Genomic DNA, 23,113 nt, shown 5'->3' on the forward strand with positions numbered 1-23,113 from the left:
CGGAGCGACGCCCGCCGCGCACTCAATCGCGCTCCGCCAGCAGCAGCTCGGCGATCTGAACGGCATTCAGCGCCGCCCCCTTGCGGATGTTGTCGGCGACGATCCACAGGTTCAATCCGCGCGGATGGCTGATGTCCTCGCGGATGCGGCCGACGAAGACCGGATCCTTGCCGGCCGCGTGCGTCACCGGGGTCGGATAGCCGCCCTTGGCGCGCTCATCGACCACGACCACGCCGCGGCTCTGCTCCAGCAACGCGCGCGCGGCTTCGGCGGTGACCTTTTCGCGGGTCTCGATGTGCACGGCCTCGGAGTGGCCGAAGAAGACCGGCACGCGCACCGCCGTCGGATTCACCTCGACGCTGTCGTCGCCGAGGATCTTGCGCGTCTCCCACACCAGCTTCATCTCTTCCTTGGTGTAGCCGTTGTCCAGAAAGTCATCGATGTGCGGAATCAGGTTGAAGGCGATCTGCACCGGGAAGCGCTTGGGTTCGGGATCCTGGAAGGCCAGCATCGCCGCGGTCTGCTTGCCCAGTTCCTCCAGCGCGGAGCGGCCTGCGCCAGACACCGACTGGTAGGTCGCCACGTTGATGCGGGTGATGCCGTACTTTCGATGGATCGGCGCCAGCGCCACCAGCATCTGCATGGTCGAGCAATTGGGGTTGGCGATGATCCCGCGCGGGCGATTTGCGATCGCCTCGGGATTGACCTCGCTCACCACCAGCGGCACATCGGCATCGCGACGGAAGTGCGAGGTGTTGTCGATCACCACCGCGCCGGCCGCCGCAGCGCGCGGCGCGTGCTCGGCGGAGACGCTGCCGCCGGCCGAGAAGAAGGCGATGTCGACGCCAGCGAAGTCGAAGCTGGCCAGATCGCGCACGGTATAGCTGCGCTCGCCGCAGCGGACCAGATCACCGGCCGAACGCTCCGAAGCCAGGGGGATCAGCTCGGTGAACGGGAATTTGCGCTCGGCCAGGATCTCCAGAAGGGTCTCACCGACAGCGCCGGTGGCGCCGACCATTGCGATCTTCAGGGGCTTGGACATCGAGGGAATTCCGTCGTCTGGGATGATGGGACAGGCCGCGCACTCTAGCGTGCGCGGCGGCTGATGCAACGCAGCAGGCGCTGCGCTGACAGATGTTCATGTCGCCCGCGGGCGAACTGCGGGCGCAATCGGGAAGAACGCTGCGGCTACTCCGCGACCTGCCCCGGCACCCGCGGCGGCGGCTCGACATCGCCACACTGCGCGCGATGCAACAAGGCCTGATCCATCAGCACCAGGGCCACCATGGCCTCGGCGATCGGCGTGGCGCGGATGCCGACGCAGGGATCATGGCGACCATGGGTCACCACTTCAGCAGCATTGCCGTGGCGATCGACGCTGCGACCCGGCAGACGCAGGCTGGAGGTGGGCTTCAGCGCCAGATGGCAAACGAGGTCCTGACCGGTGCTGATGCCACCCAGCACGCCGCCCGCGTGATTGCTCAAAAAACCTTCCGGCGTCATTTCATCGCGGTGCTCGGTGCCGAGTTGGCCCGCGACCGCCATGCCGTCGCCGATCTCCACCCCCTTGACCGCATTGATGCCCATCAGGGCCGAGGCCAGCTCGGCATCGAGCTTGGCGTACAGCGGCGCGCCCCAGCCCGGCGGCACGCCCTCTGCGACCACGGTGACGCGCGCGCCCACCGAATCGCCGGCCTTGCGCAAGGCATCCATGTAGGCCTCCAGCGTCGGCACGAAGTCGCCATCGGGCCAGAAGAAGGGATTGCCCTCGACCGCATCCCAGTCGAGCTTTGCGGGCACATGCGAGCCCAGCTTGGAGACGTAGCCGCGCACGCGCACGCCGAAACGATCCGCCAGCCAGCGCTTGGCGATCACGCCTGCGGCAACGCGCACGGTGGTTTCGCGCGCCGACGAGCGGCCGCCGCCGCGGTGGTCGCGAACGCCGTACTTCTGCAGGTAGGTGTAGTCGGCATGCGCCGGCCGGAACACATCGACCAGGTTGCCGTAGTCCTTGCTGCGCGCATCCACGTTGCGGATCAGCAGCGCCAGCGAGGTGCCGGTGGTGACACCCTCGAACACGCCGGACAGGATCTCGACCTCGTCGGCCTCGCGGCGCTGCGAGGTGTGCCGCGACTTGCCGGTGGCGCGGCGCTCGATGTCCTGACGGAAATCCTCGGGCGCGATCGCGATGCCCGGCGGCAGACCGTCGATCACGCAGCCGATGGCCGGGCCGTGGCTCTCGCCGAAGGTGGTGACGCGCAGCAGGTGGCCGAAGGTGTTGTGGGACATGAGGCTTCCGACGATTGAGAGCGCGCTCCTTCCGGAGCGGGCATAGGGTGGGGCCCGGCCCACCGTGGCAATCCATGCGCCCCGGTCAAGGTTTGAAGGTCGACCTCGAGCAAGGAGTCATGAACCCTGACCAGCCGCCGAGGCGAAATCCGGGATCGCCCGCGAGCAATTGAGACAGTCACCTGCACCGAGGCGGAATCGTGCTCGGGTGGGCCGGGGCCCACCCTATGGGGGTTCTGCAACCCATCACGCCTCAGCGCGCGTCTGCCAGCGCCCGGATCGTAGCGGCGTGGGCCACCAGGTCGCCGCGCTCGACCACGAATACGCCCATCTGTCCTACCTTGAACTCGACCCAGGCGAAGGGCACTTCGGGCAGCAGGCGCACCAGCGCGCGCTCGCTTTCGCCGACTTCGACGATCAGCAGTCCGTTCTCGGTCAGGTGCGCGGGCGCATCGCGCAGGATCTTGAGCGCGAGGTCCAGGCCGTCGTCGCCGGCGCGCAGGCCGAGTTCGGGCTCGTGGGCGTACTCGGCCGGCAGCGCGTCAACCTCGGCGTGGGTGACATAGGGCGGGTTGCTGACAATCAGGTCGTACTGCTCGCCCGCGAGCCCCGCGAACAGGTCGCTGCGGATCGCGCGCACGCGCTCGCCCACCTCGAAGCGGGCGATGTTCTCGCGCGCGAGGTCCAGCGCGTCCTCGCTGATGTCCACGAGATCCACCTGCCACTCGGGGTTGTGCACGGCGGTGGCGATGCCGATGCAGCCCGAGCCCGTGCACAGGTCCAGCGCGCGCTGCACCCAGCGGCCGCCCAGCCAGGGCTCGAAGCCGGACTCGATCAGCTCGGCGATCGGCGAGCGCGGCACCAGCGCGCGCGGGTCGGTCTTGAAGGCGAGGCCTGCAAACCAGGCCTCGCCGGTGATGTAGCAGGCCGGGATGCGCTCGCGGATGCGGCGCTCGAACAGGCTCAACACCAGATCGCGCTCGTCGGCGGTCAGTCGCGCGGCGCCGTAAGCCGGCGACAGGTCATGCGGCAGGTGCAGGGCGTGCAGCACCAGCTGGGTGGCCTCGTCCAGGGCGTTGTCGTAGCTGTGGCCAAACGTCAGGCCGGCCTGGCCGAAGCGCGTCGCGCCGTAGCGGATGAAGTCGATGAGGCTGCGGAGTTCGGCGGGCATGGCGTGTACGGCGCTTGGAATCGGCCGCGGAGTATAGCCGCTGCTCTCCGCGGCGCCCTTGGCTTCGGCCTGCGCCGGCCCCGGGCACCGTCATGCTCAGGCAGCAACCGTCAGCCCATCCACCTCGCCGGCCTGCTCGATCAGCCACTCGAGCGACCCGGCGCGCGCGCCTGCGCGCAGGAGCAGCATCTGCGCATTGCTGCCATCGGCGGGCGCCATCGCCAGTCCGAACTCGAAGCGCAGCCCGGCCGCGCCGAGCGGAGCCAGCAGGGGCAGCAGCTCGGCGCGGCTCCAGCCCAGCAGCGCGTCGGCATCGTCGGTCTCCAGCAGCAGGGTGATCTGCTCACCGCCGCTGCGGGCAAGCTGGGCCACGCTGCCGAGCGCACGCTGCAGCGCCGCTGCCAGGACCTTGAGCTCCTGCTCGCCGCGCCCCGCACCGGGCTCGATGCCAATGCTCAGCAGAGTGAAGCGCTCACCGCGCCCCAGGCGCTCGCTCACCCACTGGCTGAGGCGAGGCCGATTGGCCAGTCCCGTCAGCCCGTCGACGAAAGCGAGGTCCTTGACCCGCGCGGCCTCGGCGCGGGCTTCGCCTTCGCGCCGCAGCACCTCGCGCGCATCGGCCACCGCGAACGCGATGGCGATGACCAGACCGAGCACGCTGACGATCACCACCGGCGTCGCCATGAAGTCGGCGCTCAGCGCGTTGCTGCTGGCGCAGAAGGCGTTCGCGTCGAAGCGCGCGGCGGCCATGCCGCTGTAGTGCATGCCGGCGACGGCCAGGCCCATGATGCCGGCGGCGCCCAGACGCAGGCCGATATCGCGCCAGCTCTGCACCACCTTCAGCTGGGCCACCACGAACAGGGCCGCTGCCGACGCCGACACGGCGATCAGCACCGAGATGGCGAACCACAGCGGGTCGTAGCCAATGCCCGGCTCCATGCGCATGGCCCACATGCCGCCGTAGTGCATCAGGCAGATGCCCGCGCCCATCGCAAGTGCGCCATAGGCGATGCGCGCGCCGCTCAGGCCGCTGCCGGTCACCAGCACCAGGGCGATGGCCGACACGGCCACCGCCGCCACCCAGGACAACACCGTCAACGTCAGACCAAAACTGATCGCCACCGGCAGCTCGAAGGCGGTCATGCCGACGAAATGCATGGACCAGATGCCGCTGCCCATCGCCACTGCGCCGGCCAACAGCCAGCCTCGCCGACGCCCCGCGGGGCCATCGACGCGGCCGGCGAATTCGATGGCGACATAGCTCGCCAGCGCTGCGATCAGAACCGACAGCAGCACCAGCGCGGTGTCGTACGTGCCCTGCATGGATGGACCTTGACGCTCGTGAGGGGCGCGCAGGGTGCGCGCGAGGGCATGAAGCGCGGATGCAGCTTTCGCGAAGCCGGGGTGACGATGCGCGCGCCACGCTTTGCCCTGGCCTTCGCCGTCGATCGGCGGTTCCAGGCCCGGCCACCGCGGAGCCCGCCGTATACTCCCGCTCCATGAATACGCCCGCCCCCAGCAGCAGCGGCAAGCTGCCCGTCATCGCCGTGCTGATCGCCGCGCTCGCCGCCGGCGTAGGCCTCTACGCCGGCCAGCGCTTCTTTGCGCCGGCCGACCTCCCGCAGATGCAGAACAGCCTGCTGTACCCGCAGTTCAAGCAGATTCCGGACTTCAGCCTGACCGCCGAGGACGGCCGCGCCTTCACCCAGGCCGACCTCAAGGGCCGCTGGAGTCTGGTCTTCATCGGCTTCACCCACTGCCCGGACATCTGCCCGACCACGCTGGCCGACCTCGCCAAGGCGCGCAAGGCGATGGAAGACCTGCCCGAGATCGATCGCCCGCAGATCGTCTTCGTCAGCGTCGACCCCGAGCGCGACAGCCCCAAGCTGGCCGGCGACTACGCCAAATACTTCGACCCCAGCGCCCGCGGCGTCACCGCCGATCACAGCGCCCTGCAGCCCTTCACCCGCAGCCTCGGCATGGTCTACATGCAGAGCCCGCTGGAGGAAGGCGGCTACACGGTCGACCACAGCGCGTCCGTGGCGATCATCAACCCCGAGGGCCTGCAGGTGGGCCTGGTGCGGCCGCCGCTGGACCCGATGAAGATCGCTGCCGACCTGCGTGCGCTGGCGGCACATCGCGTCGCGGGGAGCTGAGCGGATGTCGCCCTCCCTGCTGCTGCAGTACCTGCTGCCCCATCGTCTCCTGTCGCGCCTGGTGATGTGGGCGACCCGCGTGCGCCTGCGCGCCTGGAAGAACTTCCTGATCCGCCAGATCAGCACGCGCTTCGCGGTCAACTGGGACGAGGCCGATTCGGCCAATCTCGACGACTACCCGCACTTCAATGCCTTCTTCACCCGTCGCCTGAAGGCCGGTGCGCGCCAGCCGGACCCGGCCGCCGACAGCCTGCTGATGCCCGCCGACGGCCGCATCAGCCAGCTCGGCCGGATCGAGCGCGGGCGCATCTTCCAGGCCAAGGGCCAGAGCTTCACCGCCGCCGAGCTGCTGGGCAGCGAGGAAGCCGCCGCACCGTTTGCCGACGGCTGGTTCATTACCGTCTATCTGTCGCCGCGCGACTACCACCGCGCCCACATGCCCTGGACCGGGCGATTGATCGAGACGGTGCACATCCCCGGCCGACTGTTCAGCGTCGCGCCTTTCGCGGTGGCCGGCATCCCGCGGCTGTTCGCCCGCAACGAACGCCTGGTCTGCCGCTTCGAGACCGACCGCGGGCCGATGGCGGTGGTGATGGTTGGCGCCATGCTGGTGTCCGGCGTCGAAACGGTCTGGGGCGGCGTCGAGATTCCGCCCTACGGCTCGGGCATCGTTCGCCGCGACCTGCGCGCGAAGAACATCACGCTGGAGCGCTTTGCCGAAATGGCGCGCTTCAACATGGGCTCGACGGTGATCGTCTGCCTGCCCAAGCAGGGCTTCGAGCTGGACGACGGCCTGTTCCCCGAGAACCCGGTGCGGGTCGGCCAGCGGCTGGGCTGGGCGCGCGACGCTTAAGCCATGGCGCAGCTCTACCGCTTCCACGGTGGGCTGCCGCTGGACGGCCGCAAGGGCCGGCTGCCATTCGAGCCGATCCGCCAGGCTCCGCTGCCTGCCCTGCTGTGCCTGCCGCTGCGCATGCACGCGCGCGGCCGGCTTGCGCCCTGCGTGGTCCCAGGCCAGCGCGTGCGCCGCTTCGAGGTGCTGGCGCGGCCCGAGGACCGCGGCGGTGCGTGTCTGAATGCGCCGGCGGCGGGCGTGATCGAAGCCATCGAGCCACGCGGCCTGCCGCATGCGCCCGGCGAGGTCGATCTTGCGATCCTGCTGCGCGTGGATGCCGAGCATCCGCTGGCCGCCCTGCCCTTTACGCCGATCGCGGATTGGCCCGAGCGCAGCCCCGCTGAATTGCGTACGAGGCTCGTCGAGGCCGGCGTGGCGGGCCTGGGCGGCGCGGTGTTCCCGACCGCCGACAAGCTGGCCCAGCCCTGCGACACGCTGATCCTGAACGGCGCCGAATGCGAGCCCTGGATCGCCTGCGATGAGCGCCTGCTGGCCGAGTGCGCGGAAGACGTGCTGCGCGGCGGCCTGCTGCTGCGCCATGTGCTCGGCGCGCAGCGCGTGCGGGTCGCGATCGAGGACAGCATGACGCCAGCGCGCGAGGCGCTCATTGCCGCACTCGCTTGCATCGAATCGGACGCGCTGGAACTTGTCGAGGTCCCGACCCGCTACCCGCAGGGTGGCGAGCGCCAGCTGATCGAGGTGCTGACCGGCCGCGAGGTGCCGCTGGGCGGGCTGCCGCAGGACCTCGGCATCGTCGTCCACAACGTCGGCACCGCGGCCGCCGCCTGGCGCGCGGTGGTGCACGGCGAAGCCCTGGTCGAGCGCGTCGTCAGCGTCACCGGCCCCGGCGTGGCCGTGCCGGCCAACTGGCGGGTGGCGATCGGTACTCCCATCGCCGATGTGATTGCTGCGAGCGGCGACTACACCGACAGCGCGCAGCGTCTGGTGATGGGCGGCGGCATGATGGGCGTCAGCCTGCCCGACGATGGCTTCCCCATCGTCAAGGCCAGCACCTGCGTGCTGGTGCTGGATGCGGCGAGCGCACGCCCCGTCGAGGACCCCCTGCCCTGCATCCGCTGCGGCGACTGCGCCGAGGTCTGCCCACCGCGCCTGCTGCCTCAGCTCCTGCACGAGAGCCTGCGCTCGGACGACATCGAGGATGCCGCGGGGCTCGGGCTTGAGGCCTGCATCGAGTGCGGCCTCTGCGACTTCGCCTGTCCTTCGCACATCCCGCTGGTGCAGGGTTTCCGCTCCGGCAAGACACGCTTGAAGCTGGTCCGACGCAAGACGCTGGAGGCGCAGCAGGCGCGCGAGCGCTACGAAGCTCGCACAGACCGACTTGAACGCGAGAAGGAAGAGCTCGCCGCACGCCGCGCTGAAGCCGGCAAGCAGGCCGCCAGTCGCGCCGCGATTGCCGCCGCCATCGCCAAGGCCAAGGCGCGCAGTTCGGCCAAGCCAGCCGAATCCGCGCGCGAGGACGAGGCGCCGTGAGGACCTTCGAGACCGCACCCGCGCCGCACCTGCCGCCACGCGCCAGCGTGCGCGCGCTGATGCTGGAAGTGCTGATCGCGCTGGTCCCAGGCGTGCTGGCCTACGTGTACTTCTTCGGCCCCGGCCTGCTGGTGCAGATCGCGCTGGCCGTGCTGTTCGCGCTGCTCGTCGAAGCCGCCTGCCTCAAGCTGCGCGGGCGCGCGCTGCTGACCTTCCTCGGCGATGGCAGCGCGGTGCTGGCGGCCGTGCTGTTCGCGCTCTGCCTGCCGCCGCTGGCGCCGTGGTGGGTGTCGGCGCTGGGCATGGCGGTCGGCATTGGCCTCGCCAAGCACGCCTACGGCGGGCTGGGCTACAACCTGTTCAATCCGGCCATGGTCGGCTACGCCGTGGTGCTGGTCAGCTTTCCGCTGGAGCTGAGCCAGTGGCTCGCGCCGCGCGGCCTGGGCAGCGAGGCGCCGGGCCTGATCGAGAGCCTGCGGATCATTCTTGTGGGTGCAGCACCCGGCGCCGGCTGGGATGCGATCAGCATGGCCACGCCGCTGGACACCGTGCGCCAGCTCACTGCGCAAGGCCAGACGCTGGTCGAGATCCGCAGCGATCCGCGCTTCGGCGACTTCGGTGGTCGCGGCTGGGAGTGGGTCGCCAACTTCTTCGCCCTCGGCGGCCTGTGGCTGCTGATCCGCCGCAAGATCCCCTGGCAGACGCCAGCGGCGACGCTGGGCAGCGTGATCCTGCTCAGCCTGCCGTTCTGGGCGATGGAGCCCGACCTGCATCCGTTTCCGCTGCAGCACGTGTTCTCGGGTGCGCTGGTGCTGGCCGCCTTCTTCATCGTCACCGACCCGGTCTCGGGCTGCAGCACGCCGCGCGGGCGGCTGATCTTCGGCGCCGGCGTCGGCGTGCTGACGCTCGCCATCCGCCGCTGGGGCAGCTATCCGGACGCGATCGCGTTTGCCGTGCTGCTGATGAACTGCGCCGCGCCCTTCATCGACCGCTACACCCGGCCGCGGGTGTACGGAGCGCCGCGATGAGCGCCGCCGGCCTGCGTCGCGCCGCCCTGCTGCTGGGCGCCTGCGCGCTGATCGCGATCGGCGCGCTGACCGTGGTCGACTACGCGACCCAGACGCCAATCGCCCGCGTTCGCGCCGAACTGCAGCGTGCTGCCCTGGCCGAAGTGCTGCCGCCCGCGCGATACGACAACGATCCGCTCCAGGATTCGGTGCGGGTGCTCGCCCCGCAGTGGCTGGGCCGCGACACGCCAGTCCAGGTGTGGCGCGGCCGCCTCGGCGATGCGCCCAGCGCACTGGCGATGGAGACCACGGCGCCCGAGGGCTACAGCGGCGCCATCGAACTGCTGCTGGGCGTGGATGCCGCGGGTGAGGTGATCGCCGCGCGCGTCACCCGCCATGCCGAAACGCCGGGCCTGGGCGACCCCATCGAACGCGAGCGCAGCGACTGGATCGAGGGCTTCGCCGGGCGCAGCCTCGCCAACACGCCGCCGCCGCGCTGGACCGTGCGCCGCGAGGGCGGCGACTTCGACAGCTTCAGCGGCGCCACCATCACCCCGCGCGCGGTCGCCCGTGGCTTGGGCCGCACGCTGGCCTTCCTGCAGCGCCACGGCGCGGCGATCTGGGCCGCCGAGCCCGGCGCACGCCTGCACTTCGAGGATGCCCCCGATGCGCGCGATTGAAGTCAAGCGCACAGCTGCTGCGTCAACGTCGCCTCAAGGCAACTTGGCGCCGCGTCGAGGCGCAGGCGTCCTTGGACATCCATCGTCATCACCGCGTAGGCGGGGATCCAGCTTTCGGGGCGAGGTCGCTGGGCCCCCGCCTTCGCGGGGGCGACGACACATGCAGGCGACTGTCGTCGATCGCACAGCCGCTGCGTCCGTGTCGCCTGAAGGCGACTCAGCTCCGCGTCGAGGCGAAGGTGTCCTTGGACATGCATCGTCATCGACGCGCACGCGGAGTTCCAGCTTTCGGGGCGAGGTCGCTGGGCCCCCGCCTTCGCGGGGGCGACGACGACGAATGCTGTGCGGCGCTTTCTGCTCCTTGAGCGGGTGCAGCAGGTGACGGCGCCCATCGCTGCATCGGGCGCCTCGCCCGCGGCCAAGCACTCGGCGCAGGCCCCGTCGGTTCCTGCACCGCTGGACTCCACCAGCGCCGTACCGGTGGACTCACCAGGCTTCAACCTGCCCGACCGCGCCGAAGCCTCGGCCACGCTCGAAGCCGGCCTCTGGAGCCAGAACGTGGGTCTGGTCCAGCTGCTCGGCCTGTGCCCGCTGCTGGCGGTCAGCAGCACCGCGGTCAACGCCCTCGGCCTCGGCCTGGCCACGCTGGTTGCGCTCACCGCCACCAACACCGCGATCGCGCTGATCCGCCGGCTCACGAGCGCCGAAGTGCGCATTCCCGCCTTCGTGATGGTGATCGCTGCGGTGGTGACCTCGATCGAGCTGGCCATGCACGCCTTCCTGCCGGCCCTGCACGCGGTGCTGGGCATTTTCCTGCCGCTGATCGTCACCAACTGCGCCATCCTGGGCCGTGCCGAGGCGCTGGCCAGCCGCACCGATCCCGCGCGCGCCGCGCTCGACGGCTTCGCCATGGGCTTGGGCTTCCTCGGCGTGCTGCTGCTGCTCGGCCTGCTGCGCGAAGGGATCGGCCAGGGCAGCCTGTTCGCCGACGCCGGCCGCCTGCTCGGCCTGCCCTGGCTGGAGCTCGACTTCAGCACGCATCGGTTCCTGATTGCCGCACTGCCGCCCGGCGCCTTCGTCCTGCTCGGCCTGCTGATCGCTGCCCGCCAGGCCTGGCTCCAACGACGAACGCGGCCACTCGCACCGCCGCGCGACCGCGCATAGGGTGGGCCCTGGCCCACCGTGAGCTCCCCCACCTGCCTCACTCCTCGACCGCCCATGACTCTGCGCCCCACGAGCACGAAGCCCCGCGCGCCCGCCGCGAACAAGACCTCGACCCGCGCGGGCAAAGCCAAGGTCGCGACGAAGGCCGCGAAGAAACCCGCCCTGCCCAAGACCGCCGACACCCCGCCCAGCCGGCCGATGGCGCCGGCGGCGCGCTTCGAATTCTTCCGCCGCCTGCGCGAGCTCAACCCCGAGCCCAAGACCGAGCTCGAATACAGCACGGCCTTCGAGCTGCTGATCGCCGTGCTGCTGTCGGCCCAGGCCACCGACGTCAGCGTCAACAAAGCCACGCGCAAGCTGTTTCCCATCGCCAACACCCCGCAGGCCCTGCTGGATCTGGGCGAGGAAGGCCTGCGCGAACGGATTTCGACGATCGGTCTGTACAAGGCGAAAGCCGCCAACACCCTCGCCACCTGCCGGCTTCTGCTCGAACGCCACGGCGGCGAAGTGCCCGGCGACCGTGAATCCCTCGAGCAGCTGCCGGGGGTGGGGCGCAAAACCGCGAATGTGGTGCTGAACACCTGGTTCCGGCAGCCGGCGATGGCGGTCGACACCCATATCTTCCGCGTCGCCAACCGAACCGGCCTGGCGCCGGGCAAGGACGTACGCGCGGTCGAGGACGCCCTGCTGAAGCGCGTGCCGGCAGAGTTCCTGATGGACGCCCACCACTGGCTGATCCTGCACGGCCGCTATGTCTGCAAGGCGCAGAAGCCGGACTGCGGGCGCTGCGTGGTGCGCGATCTGTGCAACTTCCGCCACAAGGCGGCACTGTCCGCGTCGGGCTGAGCCACCGGCAGGCGCAGGCTGTCGTCGAGCGCGCCGCCGAAGCGCACACTTTGCAGCTGCGCCTGCCCCTCAAGGCCCATGCCCGAGGCGCTGTCATACAGCTGTCACGAAAATGCAGCATTTTTCTCCGACCACCTGAACGAGCCCGCCCATGCGCCGCCACGCCCTGCCCCGCCTGCTGACCCTGTCCCTGGCCACCGCCCTGCTCGCCGCCTGCGGCGGCTCCCAGCAGCCGGCCACCGGCGCTGCCGCCGGTGCTGCCGACGCCCCCGCTGCCGCGCCGGCGAGCAAGGCCCAGCAGATCACCGGTGCCGGCTCGACCTTCGTGTTCCCGGTGCTCTCGCGCTGGTCGGCCGAGCACAACCGCCTGACCGGCGCCCAGGTCAACTACCAGTCGATCGGCTCAGGCGGCGGCATCGCCCAGGTCAAGGCCGGCACCGTCGATTTCGGCGCCAGCGACAAGCCGCTGGCCACCGCCGAGCTCACCGAATCGAACCTCGTGCAGTTCCCGATCGTGATTGGCGGCGTGGTGCCGGTGGTCAACCTCGCCGGCGTGCAGCCGGGCCAGATCAAGTTCACCGGCCCGCTGCTGGCCGACATCTACCTCGGCACGGTGACGCGCTGGAACGACCCCCGCATCGCCGAGATCAACCCGGAGCTGAGCCTGCCGGACGCCGAGATCCAGATCGTCTACCGCAGCGACGGCTCGGGCACCACCTTCAACTTCAGCAACTACCTCAACAAGGTCAGCCCGGAGTGGGCGGCCAAGGTCGGCGAGGGCACCGCCCTGTCCTGGCCCAAGGGCGTGGGTGGCCGCGGCAACGAGGGCGTTGCTGCCTTCATCCAGCAGCTGCCGAACTCGATCGGCTACGTCGAACTGAGCTATGCCCTGCAGACCGGCGGTGTCTATGTCGCCATGCAGAACGCCGCCGGCCAGTTCGTGCAGCCGAACGACCAGAGCTTCCAGGCCGCCGCCGCCAGCGCCGACTGGGCCAATGCCCAGGACTTCAACCTGGTGATCACCAACGCCCCGGGCGAGGCCTCGTGGCCGATCGCGGCCTCGGTGTTCGTGCTGATGCCCAGGAACGGCAAGCCCGAGGCGCGCAAGGGCGTGCTGGACTTCTTCGGCTGGGTGCTGGAAAACGGCCAGCCGATGGCCACCGAACTGGACTACGTGCCCCTGCCGCAGCCGCTGGCCGAGCAGGTCAAGGCCTACTGGCAGGCGCAGTTCCCGGCCGCCGAAGGTTGATCGCGGTCGCCCGAGCCCACCCCAATGCAGACCCCACTGGCTTCTTCCGCCGGGCACGTTGCCGAGCAGCGCGCCCGCGCGGATGCGCGCTTTGATCGCCTGTTCCGCTGGAGCGTGGCGGCCGCCGGCGGCTTCGTGCTGCTGGCGCTCGTCGGCATCGCCGCCTCGATGCTCTGGGGCGGCCTGAACGCCCTGCAGGCCTTTGGCCCGGGCTTCTTCACCTCGACCGAATGGAACCCCGTCGAGCGCCAGTTCGGCGCCGGCGTGGCGATCTACGGCACGCTCGTGACCTCGGGCATCGCGATCCTGATCGCGGTGCCGGTGAGCTTCGGCATCGCCCTGTTCCTGACCGAAGTGGCGCCGCCCTGGCTGCGCGCGCCGGTGTCTTCGGCCATCGAGCTGCTCGCCGGCATTCCTTCGATCATCTACGGCATGTGGGGCCTGTTCGTGCTGGTGCCGGTGATGGCCAAGTACGTCAACCCCTGGCTGGATGCGACGCTCGGCGAGCTGCCGCTGATCGGGCATCTGTTCTCCGGCCCGCCGCTGGGCCTGGGCACGCTGACCGCCGGCCTGGTGCTGGCGATCATGATCATCCCCTTCATCAGCTCGGTGATGCGCGAGGTGTTCCTGACCGTGCCGACCCGGCTCAAGGAGTCCGCCTACGCGCTGGGCTCGACCACCTGGGAAGTCGCCTGGCACATCGTGCTGCCCTACACGCGCTCGGCGGTGATCGGCGGCATCTTCCTGGGCTTGGGCCGCGCGCTCGGTGAGACCATGGCGGTGACCTTCGTGCTCGGCAACGCCAACCGCATCAGCGCCAGCCTGCTGGAGCCGGGCAACTCGATCACCGCGACCATCGCCAACGAGTTCGCCGAAGCGCGTGACCCGCTGCACATGGGCTCGCTGCTGATGCTCGGCTTCACCCTGTTCCTGATCACCTTCGTCGTGCTCAGCATCGCCAAGCTCATGCTGCTCAGCCTGAAGCGCCGGGAGGGCCAGTGATGTCCAACGCCCTCTACCTGCGGCGCCGGATCAAGAACACCCTGGCCCTGATCCTGGCCGGTGCGGCCACCCTGTTCGGCCTGTTCTTCCTGGTCTGGATCCTGTGGACCACGCTCGGCCGCGGCATCGCCGCGCTGGACCTGAATCTGTTCACCCAGATGACCCCGCCGCCCGGACAGGAAGGCGGCATGGCCAATGCCCTGTTCGGCAGCGTGGTGATGAGCCTCTTGGCGATCCTGATCGGCGCGCCGGTCGGCATCGCCGCCGGCACCTTCCTCGCCGAGTTCGTCAACAAGCGTCTGCTGGGCGAGGTGATCCGCTTCGTCAACGACATCCTGCTGTCGGCGCCGTCGATCGTGATCGGCCTGTTCGTCTACGCCCTGGTCGTGCAGCACACGCGCTTCTCGGCCCTCGCCGGTGCGCTGGCCCTGGCCTTCATCGTGCTGCCGGTGGTGGTGCGCACCACCGACGAGATGCTGCGCCTGGTGCCCTCGCAGATGCGCGAGGCCGCGCTCAGCCTCGGCATCCCGCAGTGGAAGGTGACCGTGCACGTGCTCTACCGCGCCGCCGCGCCGGGCATCCTCACCGGCGTCCTGCTCGCGCTGGCGCGCATCTCCGGCGAGACCGCGCCGCTGCTGTTCACCGCGTTCTCCAACCAGTACTGGAGCACCGACCTGACCGGCGCCATGGCGAACGTGCCGGTGGTGGTCTTCCAGTTCGCGATGAGCCCCTTCCCCGCCTGGCAGGCCCTGGCCTGGTCCGGCGCGCTGGTCATCACCCTGTTCGTGCTGCTGCTGAGTCTGGCGGCGCGCACCTTCCTGCTCCGCAAGTCCCAAGGCCATGACTGACAGCCCCGCAGCGGCACCCGCGCTCAAGATGGACGTGCGCGGCCTGAACTTCCACTACAACGGCTACCACGCGCTGCGCGACATCCACCTGCCCATCCCGGAGAAGCAGGTGACCGCGCTGATCGGCCCCTCGGGCTGCGGCAAGTCGACCCTGCTGCGCTGCCTGAACCGGATCTACTCGCTGTATCCGGGTCTGGTGGCCAGCGGCGAGGTGCGCCTCGACGGCGAGAACATTCTCGACCCGAAGTACCCGCTGAACCGCCTGCGCAGCAAGGTCGGCATGGTCTTCCAGAAGCCCGTGCCGTTTCCGATGAGCATCCACCAGAACGTGGCCTGGGCGATCCAGCACCACGAGACGCTGTCGCGCACCGAGCTCGACGACCGCGTCGAGGCTGCGCTGCGCCAGGCCGCGCTGTGGGAGGAGGTCAAGGACAAGCTCAAGCAGAACGCCCTGGGCCTGTCCGGCGGCCAGCAGCAGCGCCTGTGCATCGCCCGGGCGGTGGCGCTGAAGCCGGAGGTCATCCTGCTGGACGAGCCGACCTCGGCGCTCGACCCGATCGCCACCGGCAAGATCGAGCAGCTGATCGCCGAGCTCAAGCAGCAGTTCACCATCGTCATCGTGACCCACAACATGCAGCAGGCCGGACGCTGCTCCGACCACACCGCCTTCATGTACCTGGGCCAGCTGATCGAGCACGGCGAGACCGAGCGCATCTTCACCAACCCCTCGAACCCGCAGACCGAGGGCTACATCACCGGCCGCTTCGGCTGATCGGGGCGCGCCATGCACGAATCGCACATCCTCAAGAACTACGACGCCGAGCTGGCCCGGCTGGGTCAGGAGCTCGAAGCCATGGGCGCCGCCGCGGCCGCCCAGCTCGAGGCCGCCCTGCGTGCGCTGGAGCAGCGCGATGATGCGGCCGCCGAACGGGTGATCGCGGCCGATGCCGGCATCGACGCCCGCGAGAGCGAGCTCAGCCACGACGTGCTGCGCCTGCTCGCCCTGCGCCAGCCGGTCGCCCGCGACCTGCGCGAGGTGCTGGCGGCCCTGCGCATCGCCAGCGACATCGAGCGCGTCGGCGACCTCGCCGCCAACCTCGCCAAGCGCTGCCGCGTACTGAACACCCAGCCGGCGGTGCCGGCCGCGGCCGGTCTGCGGCCCATGGCCGACTTCGCGATCCGCCAGCTGCGCGACGTGCTGCGCGCCTACGTGCAGCGCGACGTGGCGCTGGCCATCGCCGTGCGCGAGCGCGACGCCGAGCTCGATCGACTGCACACCGAGCTGTTCCGTGCCCTGCTCGCCTGGATGGCCGAGGACAGCAGCCACATCGGCGGCGGCACGCACCTGCTGTTCATCGCCAAGAACATCGAGCGCATCGGCGACCACGCCACCAACATCGCCGAGAACGTCTGGTTCATCGAGCACGGCGAGACCCCGCTCGAAGCCCGCGAGAAGCGCGACGCCAGCAGCAGCCTCGGCGACTGAAGGCGCGTCGCCGGCCGAGGCGCCCGCAAGGACCTGTCCGCGCACCAACGCGTCCGCTCGGCTCGCGGCTCGACACCCCGTCACGCCGCAGCGCCCTGGCAATGCACCGATTGCCGTCGGCGCTTGCGCGCAGGATCCCGCGCGCCGTCCCACGCACCACCACCCCACCCGGGCGGTGCGGTTCGCCCTGCCGCATGGCCCCGCCGGTGGCGCGGGTCTTTGCCCTAGAATCCGCGGCGGCCGGGGGGCCCCTGCACTTCCTGCACTCCTGTGAAACGCGGCCGGCGCGCACGATGCGCGCCGGCCGTGCCTGCACGTGTGGTGCCCGATCCAGGGCCAAGGCAGGCATCGACGGCGACCGGACCGCCGTCCACTCACATCCATTGCGGGGAAGCACCCATGTTGAAGGCACTGCTGCAAACCAAACCCGTGGCGCCGGCACCACACGTCGACGCCGGCGAACCCGTCGAGGGCTCGCTGGGAGGCGAGGCCTCGTTGAAGCGTGTGCTCGGCGCGCGCCAGCTGGTCATGCTAGGCATCGGCGCGGTGATCGGCGCCGGCATCTTCGTGCTGACCGGACAGGCGGCAGCGGCGCATGCCGGGCCTGCGATCGTGCTGAGCTTCGTGCTGGCCGGCATCGCCTGCGCCTTCGCCGGCCTGTGCTACGCCGAGTTCGCGGCGATGATGCCGGTATCGGGCAGCGCTTACTCCTATGCCTACGCCACCCTTGGTGAGGGCGTGGCCTGGTTCATCGGCTGGAACCTGGTGTTGGAGTACATGTTCGCCGCCTCCACCGTGGCGGTGGGCTGGTCGGGCTATTTCAACAGCCTGCTGACCAGCATGGGCATCGGCCTGCCGGCGGCGCTCGCCTCGGCGCCACTCAATGTGGTCAACGGCAGCATCGTCTACACCGGCGGCTTCCTGAACCTGCCGGCCGTGGCCATCGTCGCCGCGGTCAGCGGCCTCTGTTACGTCGGCATCACCCAGTCGGCCTGGGTCAATGCGGTGATCGTGGCGATCAAGGTCGTCGTGATCCTGCTGTTCGTGGCCTTCGGCGTGCAGTTCATCAACCCCGAGAACTGGATCCCCTTCATCCCCGAGAACACCGGCCCGGGCCAGTTCGGCATGGACGGCGTGGTCCGCGGTGCGGCGGTGGTGTTCTTCGCCTACATCGGCTTCGATGCGGTCTCGACCGCCGCCGGCGAGGCAAAGAACCCGCAGCGCGACATGCCGATCGGCATCCTCGGCTCGCTGTTCTTCTGCACGCTGATCTACATCATCGTCTCCGGCGTGCTGACCGGCATGCTGCCCTACACCGAGCTGGGCACGCCCAAGCCGGTGGCCACCGCACTCGAGGCCTACCCGAGCCTGCTGTGGCTGAAGACGCTGATCGAGATCGGCGCCATCGCCGGCCTGTCCTCGGTGATCCTGGTCATGCTGATGGGCCAGCCGCGCATCTTCTACTCGATGTCGAAGGACGGCCTGCTGCCGAAGTTCTTCGCCAAGGTCCACCCGAAGTTCCAGACCCCGCACGTCGGCACGATCATTGTGGGCGTGTTCGCCGCCTGCCTCGCCGGCTTCCTGCCGATCGGCCTGCTCGGCGAGCTGGTGTCGATGGGCACCCTGCTGGCCTTCGCCACCGTCTGCATCGGCGTGCTGGTGCTGCGCCGCACGCGCCCGGATCTGCCCCGCCCCTTCCGCGTGCCCTTCGCCTGGTTCGTCTGCATTGCCGGCGCGGCCGCCTGCCTGTACCTGTTCTGGCAGCCCTTCAAGGCCCACTGGACCCTGATGGTCGGCTGGACCTTCCTCGGCGTGCTGATCTACCTCTTCTACGGCTACCGCCACAGCAAGCTGCGCAAGCCCGCCTGATCACTGCGCGGCGATCTCGACTGAAGGAAAGGGCGGCCCTCGGGCCGCCCTTTCCGTTTCCGTCACGGCTGCTGCGTGCCCGCCCGGCCCAGCGCCGCCCAGCGCACCCGCCGCGTCGCCAGCATGAACACCGCAAGACAGCCGAACAGCACCAGCGCGCCGCCCAGCAGGGCATAGTCCTCCGCCTTCAGCAGCGCATAGAGCAACGCATACAGGCCGGCCAGCAGTCCGGCGCTGGCCCAGCCCTTGGCGCGACTTTCGAGCACGCCGGCCAGGTAGACCGCGATCAGCGCGATACAGGCCAGCGCCGCCAGCAGATAGGCAAGGCCGAAGCCGATGTGCTCGCTCAGCGCCAGCAGCAGCAGGAAGAACATCGCCAGCGCCAGGCCGATCAGGCCGTAGTGCAGCGGGTGCAGCTCGTCGCCGCCGACCACCTCGACGAAGAACACCGCGCCGAACACCAGCACCAGCACCAGCAGGGCGTACTTCATGGCCCGCTCGGTCATCAGATACCGGTCCACGGGATCGACCAGGCGCAGCCCGAACGCGTGCGCGGACAGCCCCGCGCAGTGGGTCGCCTCCAGCCCGCACTGGCGCACCGCCTGCTGGGCCTGGCTGGCGAGGCGCGAGACCTTCCACTGCGCGCTGAAGCCGTCCGCACGCAGCTCGGGCGCCTGCGGCAGCAGGTCGCCGCCGAACGACGGATGCGGCCAGTCGCCGCCGAGACGCACTTCGGTATCGGCACCCACGGGCACGAAGTCGAGCGCCTCGGTGCCGCTGATCTCGGCGTCGAGCTGCACGCTGAGCTGTTGCGCCTGGAGTTCCGCCAAGGGCAGCGAAGCCTGCACGCCGGCTTCGAGCCAGGGCAGCCGGGCTCCCGGCTCCACGCTGAGCGGTTTGCCACCGACGCTCAGACCGAGGCTGCGAATGCCGCGGTTGTCGCCCAGGCCCAGCAGCAGATCGGCACGAATCGCGCGCTCGCCCTCGGCGAGCAGGCCGGTGGTGTCGAACTCGGCGCCGGCCTTCAGCTTCAGGTGGTAGAGCAGGGCCAGGAACAGCGAACGGCCGCGGCGCTCGCTGGTGAACCCCGCTTCGTAGCCCAACCGCGCCGGCAGCAGCAGGCGCGCCTCGCGCACGGTCTTGGTCTCGACCACTTCGCGCTGTACGCCCTCTTCCATCACCAGCCGGCGCTCGGGCACGGCGCGCTCGACTTCGATGCGCAGCAGCGGGCCGGTGATGCGCTGCGCCCGGCTGCTGCTCTGGGCCACTTCGGCGCGCACCTCGGCCGCGCGCTGCTGGCGCTCGTACACCAGCCCGTTCAACAACAGGATCGGCACCAGCAGGACGAGCATGGTGAAGCCGATCAGGGGGATCTTGAAACCGAGTCGCATGGCGCGCTCCGCGGAAGGGGGAGCCTGCATTGCGCGCCTGCGCAGTGGCATGGCGACGCGCGGGTTCTGGCGATTTGCGGGCGCTGCGAGCGGAGCCGGGATTCGGGATTCGGGATTCGCGAAGAGCGTGCACCAACGCCTACCGTGCTGCGGCCGCGCGCTGCTCGCTCCCCAACCTCGAACCCGCATAGGGTGGGCCCTGGCCCACCATGGGCTCCGCTCTGGCCGCGATCGCTTCGAGAGCCGGGGCTCGGGATTCGCAAAGAGCCTGCGTCAGCACAGGCCCCGCTGTGGAATCGCCGCCCGGCGCCCTGTTGGAACCCGCCTGCGGGCGACAGTCCCGGAACACCGCCGCATTCCTCCTTTCTCTGCGCCCCGCCCCCGCATGGGATAATCCGCGGCCGTTTGTCCTGGCCGCACCGAATCCATGTCCGACCACGCCCCACTGCTCGTCACCTGCGCCCTGCCCTATGCCAATGGCCACCTGCATCTCGGCCATCTGGTCGGCTACATCCAGGCCGACATCTGGGTGCGCGCGCAGCGCATGCAGGGCCGCGAGGCCTGGTTCGTCTGCGCCGACGATGCCCACGGCACGCCGATCATGCTGGCCGCCGAGAAGGCCGGCATGGCGCCCGAGGACTTCATCCGCGGCATCCAGCAGAGCCACGAGCGTGACTTCGCCGAGTTCGGCGTGGCCTTCGACCACTACCACAGCACGCATTCCGACGAGAACCGCGCGCTGGCCGAGATGATCTACGGCCGCATCAAGGGCGACTACATCGCCCGCCGCAGCATCCAGCAGCTGTTCGACCCCGAGCGGCAGATGTTCCTGCCCGACCGCTACATCAAGGGCGACTGCCCGAAGTGCGGCGCGCAGGACCAGTACGGCGACAACTGCGAGGTCTGCGGCGCCACCTACGCGCCGACTGACCTCAAGAACCCGCGTTCGGTGGTCTCGGGGGCGGTGCCCGAGCTGCGCGAGAGCGAGCACTACTTCTTCGAGCTGCCTAAGTTCGAGGCCTTCCTGCGCGAATGGCTGGCCGGCGACGTAGCCCACTCGGGCGTGCGCGCCAAGCTGGCCGAGTGGCTGGATGGCGGCCTGCGCGACTGGGACATCTCGCGCGACGCGCCCTACTTCGGCTTCGCCATTCCCGACGCACCCGGCAAGTTCTTCTACGTCTGGCTGGACGCGCCGATCGGCTACCTGGCCAGCTTCAAGGCCCTGTGCGACCAGCGCGGCATGGACTTCAACGCCCTGATCGCGGCCGACAGCGGCGTGCGCATGCACCACTTCATCGGCAAGGACATCATCAACTTCCACGGCCTGTTCTGGCCGTCGACCCTGAAGGGCGCGGGGCTGCTGACGCCTCACAGACTGCACGTCAACGGCTACCTGACCGTCAACGGCGCCAAGATGTCGAAGTCGCGCGGCACCTTCATCCAGGCCCGCACCTACCTCGACGCCGGCTTGAACCCCGAATACCTGCGCTACTACTTCGCCGCCAAGAGCTCGGGCGGCGTCGATGATCTCGATCTGAACCTCGAAGACTTCGCCCAGCGCGTGAACGCCGATATCGTCGGCAAGTTCGTCAACATCGCCAGCCGCTGCGCGGGCTTCATCGAGAAGCGCTTCGGCGGCCAGCTGGCCGAGGCGATGAGCGATGCCGACCTCGAACACTACCTCGGCGCCTGGGATCGACTCTCGCAGGCCTGCCTGGGCGAGCACGGCGCCTTCGCCAGCGGCGACTTCAACGCCGCGCTGCGCCGGATCATGGCCGAGGCCGACGCCACCAACGAACTGATTGCCGGAAAAGCGCCCTGGGCGCTGGCCAAGCAGGACGGCCGCGAGGCCGAGCTCCACGCCATCTGCACCCTGGCGATCAACATGTTCCGCCTGCTGGCCGGCTTCCTGGCGCCGGTGCTGCCGGCCACCGTGGCCAAGATCGAAACCTTCCTGCAGAGCCCGCTGGCTGCCTTCGACGCGCTGGCCCAGCCCCTGCTGCACCACGCGATCGCGCCCTATGCCGCGCTCGCCACCCGCATCGACCCCAAGCACATCGAAACCATGATCGAGAACAGCAAGGAAAGCCTCGCCCCCGCCGCTGAACCCGCGAAGGCTGAGTCCACGCCCGCGACCCCCACACCGCCGCCCACGAATCCCGAATCCCCAATCCCGAATCCCATCTCCATCGACGACTTCGCCAAGCTCGACCTGCGCATCGGCAAGGTGCTGGAGTGCGGCTTCGTCGACGGCAGCGACAAGCTGCTGCGCTTCAAGCTCGACGCCGGTGATCTGGGCGAGCGCCAGATCTTCAGCGGCATCCGCGCCGCCTACGCCGATCCGGAGAAGCTCGTCGGCCGCAGCGTCGTGTTCATCGCCAACCTCGCACCGCGCAAGATGCGCTTCGGTGTGAGCGAGGGCATGATCCTGTCCGCCGGCACCGGCGGCGACGATCTGTTCCTGCTTGATGTGGATGCCGGCGCCCGGGCCGGCGCGCAGGTCAAGTAGGCGCTGCGTGCGGCTGCGCCCCGCAACGCACGAGGATTTCCCCGCCCTGCTCGCGCTGAACGCCGAGCAGGTGCGGTTCCTGAGCCCGCTGGATGCGGCTCGACTCGCGCATCTGCACGCCGAATCCGCCTGGCATCAGGTGATCGAAGACGACACCGGCGTCTGCGCCTTCCTGCTCGCGTTTGCGCCCGGCGCCCACTACGACAGCCCCAACTACCGCTGGTTCGAAGCGCGCGGTGGACGCTTCCTCTACATCGACCGCGTCGTGGTGGCGGCGTCCGCGCAGGGCAAGGGCTGCGGACGTCAGCTCTACGCGGCGCTGTTCGACTACGCCCGCGAAGCCGGGTTCGACTCGGTGGTCTGCGAATACGACCTCGATCCGCCGAATCCGGTCTCGGCCGCCTTCCACGCGCGCTTCGGCTTCGTCGAAGTCGGTCGCCAGATGGCGAACGGCAAGCAGGTGTCGATGCAGTCCGCCGCGCTCGACGTCGCCGCGCGCTGAGCCGTCCGAAGCGCGGCCCGCGTTCACCTGCGAGGCGCCTCAACGTGCGACCCTGCACGCCGTGTTCGGCCAGCGCCGGGTGCGATACCCCACCACGGAGCCGCGCGTGCCTTTCGAAATCCTCCCCGATGACCATCTGGTCGACCCCAAGGTGCAGTGCGACGACTGCGAAGCCGTGTGCTGCCGGCTGACCGTGGTGGTGATGCCGGATGACATCGTGCCGCGTCACCTCACCGAGCACACGCCCGAAGGGCTGGAGGTGATGGCGCGCGACGAGGACGGCTGGTGTGTGGCGGTGGACCGCATGCAGATGTGCTGCAGCATCTACAGCCAGCGGCCCAGCATCTGTCGAACCTTCACCATGGGCAGCGGCTTCTGCCGCGCCGAACGCCTGAGCTACTCCAAGCGCTACGACGATATTCCGCACGCGCTGCTGTAGCCGCCCGGCCGCCAAGGGAATCCGCAGCCAACTCGCCTTCGCGGCGCGCGGCGCGCGAACGCATACGGCAAGGCGCTGCGCACAGGCGCGCACAGCGCCCCGATCGCGCTCCGCCCGCA

At 69.7% G+C, this 23,113-nt stretch carries 21 protein-coding genes; 16 read left to right on the forward strand and 5 right to left on the reverse strand.

The window, feature by feature from the left end; all coding sequences use genetic code 11:
* Positions 1-22 precede the first annotated feature (22 nt).
* The 4 genes from Q0654_RS11525 to Q0654_RS11540 form a co-directional block, all read right to left on the reverse strand.
* Positions 23-1,042 carry an aspartate-semialdehyde dehydrogenase gene (locus Q0654_RS11525; RefSeq protein ID WP_298853943.1) on the reverse strand — a complete coding sequence of 340 codons (1,020 nt, stop codon included), beginning with the start codon at positions 1,040-1,042 and terminating at the stop codon, positions 23-25.
* 146 nt (positions 1,043-1,188) lie between these two features.
* A complete protein-coding gene (aroC, locus tag Q0654_RS11530; RefSeq protein WP_298853945.1) occupies positions 1,189-2,289 on the reverse strand; it encodes a chorismate synthase in 1,101 nt (366 codons plus the stop codon).
* 253 nt (positions 2,290-2,542) lie between these two features.
* Entirely contained in the window at positions 2,543-3,460 is a 918-nt protein-coding gene (prmB, locus tag Q0654_RS11535; RefSeq protein ID WP_298853947.1) for a 50S ribosomal protein L3 N(5)-glutamine methyltransferase, read from the reverse strand.
* A 96-nt stretch (positions 3,461-3,556) separates the two neighbouring features.
* Positions 3,557-4,783, reverse strand: coding sequence for an MHYT domain-containing protein (locus Q0654_RS11540; protein WP_298853948.1), 1,227 nt, complete (start codon positions 4,781-4,783; stop codon positions 3,557-3,559).
* A gap of 176 nt (positions 4,784-4,959) precedes the next feature.
* Here Q0654_RS11540 and Q0654_RS11545 point away from each other — a divergent pair, with 176 nt between their 5' ends.
* The 13 genes from Q0654_RS11545 to Q0654_RS11605 all read left to right on the forward strand — a co-directional run bounded on the left by Q0654_RS11545 (position 4,960) and on the right by Q0654_RS11605 (position 18,153).
* Positions 4,960-5,616 (forward strand): SCO family protein, encoded by a 657-nt coding sequence (locus tag Q0654_RS11545; RefSeq protein WP_298853950.1) that lies wholly within the window; start codon positions 4,960-4,962, stop codon positions 5,614-5,616.
* 4 nt (positions 5,617-5,620) lie between these two features.
* Complete coding sequence (gene asd, locus Q0654_RS11550; protein ID WP_298853951.1) at positions 5,621-6,469, forward strand: archaetidylserine decarboxylase; 849 nt, start codon at positions 5,621-5,623, stop codon at positions 6,467-6,469.
* Between the two features lie 3 nt (positions 6,470-6,472).
* On the forward strand, positions 6,473-8,002 hold the full coding sequence (rsxC, locus tag Q0654_RS11555) for an electron transport complex subunit RsxC (RefSeq protein ID WP_298853953.1): 1,530 nt from the start codon (positions 6,473-6,475) through the stop codon (positions 8,000-8,002).
* Positions 7,999-9,030, forward strand: a complete 1,032-nt coding sequence (locus tag Q0654_RS11560; RefSeq protein ID WP_298853955.1) for an RnfABCDGE type electron transport complex subunit D — start codon at positions 7,999-8,001, stop codon at positions 9,028-9,030. Before rsxC ends, Q0654_RS11560 begins: the two co-directional genes overlap by 4 nt.
* A complete protein-coding gene (gene rsxG, locus Q0654_RS11565; protein ID WP_298853957.1) occupies positions 9,027-9,689 on the forward strand; it encodes an electron transport complex subunit RsxG in 663 nt (220 codons plus the stop codon). The genes Q0654_RS11560 and rsxG overlap by 4 nt, the downstream gene beginning before the upstream one ends.
* A 378-nt stretch (positions 9,690-10,067) precedes the next feature.
* Positions 10,068-10,853, forward strand: a complete 786-nt coding sequence (gene rsxE, locus Q0654_RS11570; RefSeq protein WP_298853958.1) for an electron transport complex subunit RsxE — start codon at positions 10,068-10,070, stop codon at positions 10,851-10,853.
* A 198-nt stretch (positions 10,854-11,051) separates the two neighbouring features.
* Positions 11,052-11,699: an endonuclease III gene (gene nth, locus Q0654_RS11575; protein WP_298854082.1), complete on the forward strand. Its 648-nt coding sequence runs from the start codon at positions 11,052-11,054 to the stop codon at positions 11,697-11,699.
* 151 nt (positions 11,700-11,850) lie between these two features.
* On the forward strand, positions 11,851-12,948 hold the full coding sequence (pstS, locus tag Q0654_RS11580; RefSeq protein ID WP_298853960.1) for a phosphate ABC transporter substrate-binding protein PstS: 1,098 nt from the start codon (positions 11,851-11,853) through the stop codon (positions 12,946-12,948).
* Between the two features lie 24 nt (positions 12,949-12,972).
* Positions 12,973-13,950: a phosphate ABC transporter permease subunit PstC gene (gene pstC / locus Q0654_RS11585; RefSeq protein ID WP_298853962.1), complete on the forward strand. Its 978-nt coding sequence runs from the start codon at positions 12,973-12,975 to the stop codon at positions 13,948-13,950.
* Positions 13,950-14,798, forward strand: a complete 849-nt coding sequence (pstA, locus tag Q0654_RS11590; protein WP_298853964.1) for a phosphate ABC transporter permease PstA — start codon at positions 13,950-13,952, stop codon at positions 14,796-14,798. The genes pstC and pstA overlap by 1 nt, the downstream gene beginning before the upstream one ends.
* Positions 14,791-15,570 carry a phosphate ABC transporter ATP-binding protein PstB gene (gene pstB / locus Q0654_RS11595; RefSeq protein ID WP_298853966.1) on the forward strand — a complete coding sequence of 260 codons (780 nt, stop codon included), beginning with the start codon at positions 14,791-14,793 and terminating at the stop codon, positions 15,568-15,570. The genes pstA and pstB overlap by 8 nt, the downstream gene beginning before the upstream one ends.
* Positions 15,571-15,582: 12 nt before the next feature.
* Positions 15,583-16,284 carry a phosphate signaling complex protein PhoU gene (gene phoU, locus Q0654_RS11600; protein ID WP_298853968.1) on the forward strand — a complete coding sequence of 234 codons (702 nt, stop codon included), beginning with the start codon at positions 15,583-15,585 and terminating at the stop codon, positions 16,282-16,284.
* A 399-nt stretch (positions 16,285-16,683) separates the two neighbouring features.
* Complete coding sequence (locus tag Q0654_RS11605; RefSeq protein ID WP_298853970.1) at positions 16,684-18,153, forward strand: amino acid permease; 1,470 nt, start codon at positions 16,684-16,686, stop codon at positions 18,151-18,153.
* Between the two features lie 62 nt (positions 18,154-18,215).
* Here Q0654_RS11605 and creD read toward each other — a convergent pair whose 3' ends face one another.
* Positions 18,216-19,544, reverse strand: a complete 1,329-nt coding sequence (gene creD / locus Q0654_RS11610) for a cell envelope integrity protein CreD (protein ID WP_298853973.1) — start codon at positions 19,542-19,544, stop codon at positions 18,216-18,218.
* Between the two features lie 427 nt (positions 19,545-19,971).
* Between creD and metG the strand changes: the two genes are divergently transcribed.
* The 3 genes from metG to Q0654_RS11625 all read left to right on the forward strand — a co-directional run bounded on the left by metG (position 19,972) and on the right by Q0654_RS11625 (position 22,994).
* Positions 19,972-22,053: a methionine--tRNA ligase gene (gene metG / locus Q0654_RS11615; RefSeq protein ID WP_298853975.1), complete on the forward strand. Its 2,082-nt coding sequence runs from the start codon at positions 19,972-19,974 to the stop codon at positions 22,051-22,053.
* Between the two features lie 7 nt (positions 22,054-22,060).
* Positions 22,061-22,555, forward strand: a complete 495-nt coding sequence (locus tag Q0654_RS11620; RefSeq protein ID WP_298853977.1) for a GNAT family N-acetyltransferase — start codon at positions 22,061-22,063, stop codon at positions 22,553-22,555.
* Between the two features lie 106 nt (positions 22,556-22,661).
* The gene (locus Q0654_RS11625; RefSeq protein WP_298853979.1) at positions 22,662-22,994 is read left to right on the forward strand and encodes a YkgJ family cysteine cluster protein; all 333 of its coding nucleotides are present in this window, start codon (positions 22,662-22,664) and stop codon (positions 22,992-22,994) included.
* Positions 22,995-23,113: the final 119 nt, after the last annotated feature.

It is taken from the genome of uncultured Aquimonas sp., from assembly GCF_937888285.1.
In the GTDB taxonomy this organism is placed as follows: Bacteria; Pseudomonadota; Gammaproteobacteria; order Xanthomonadales; family Xanthomonadaceae; genus Aquimonas.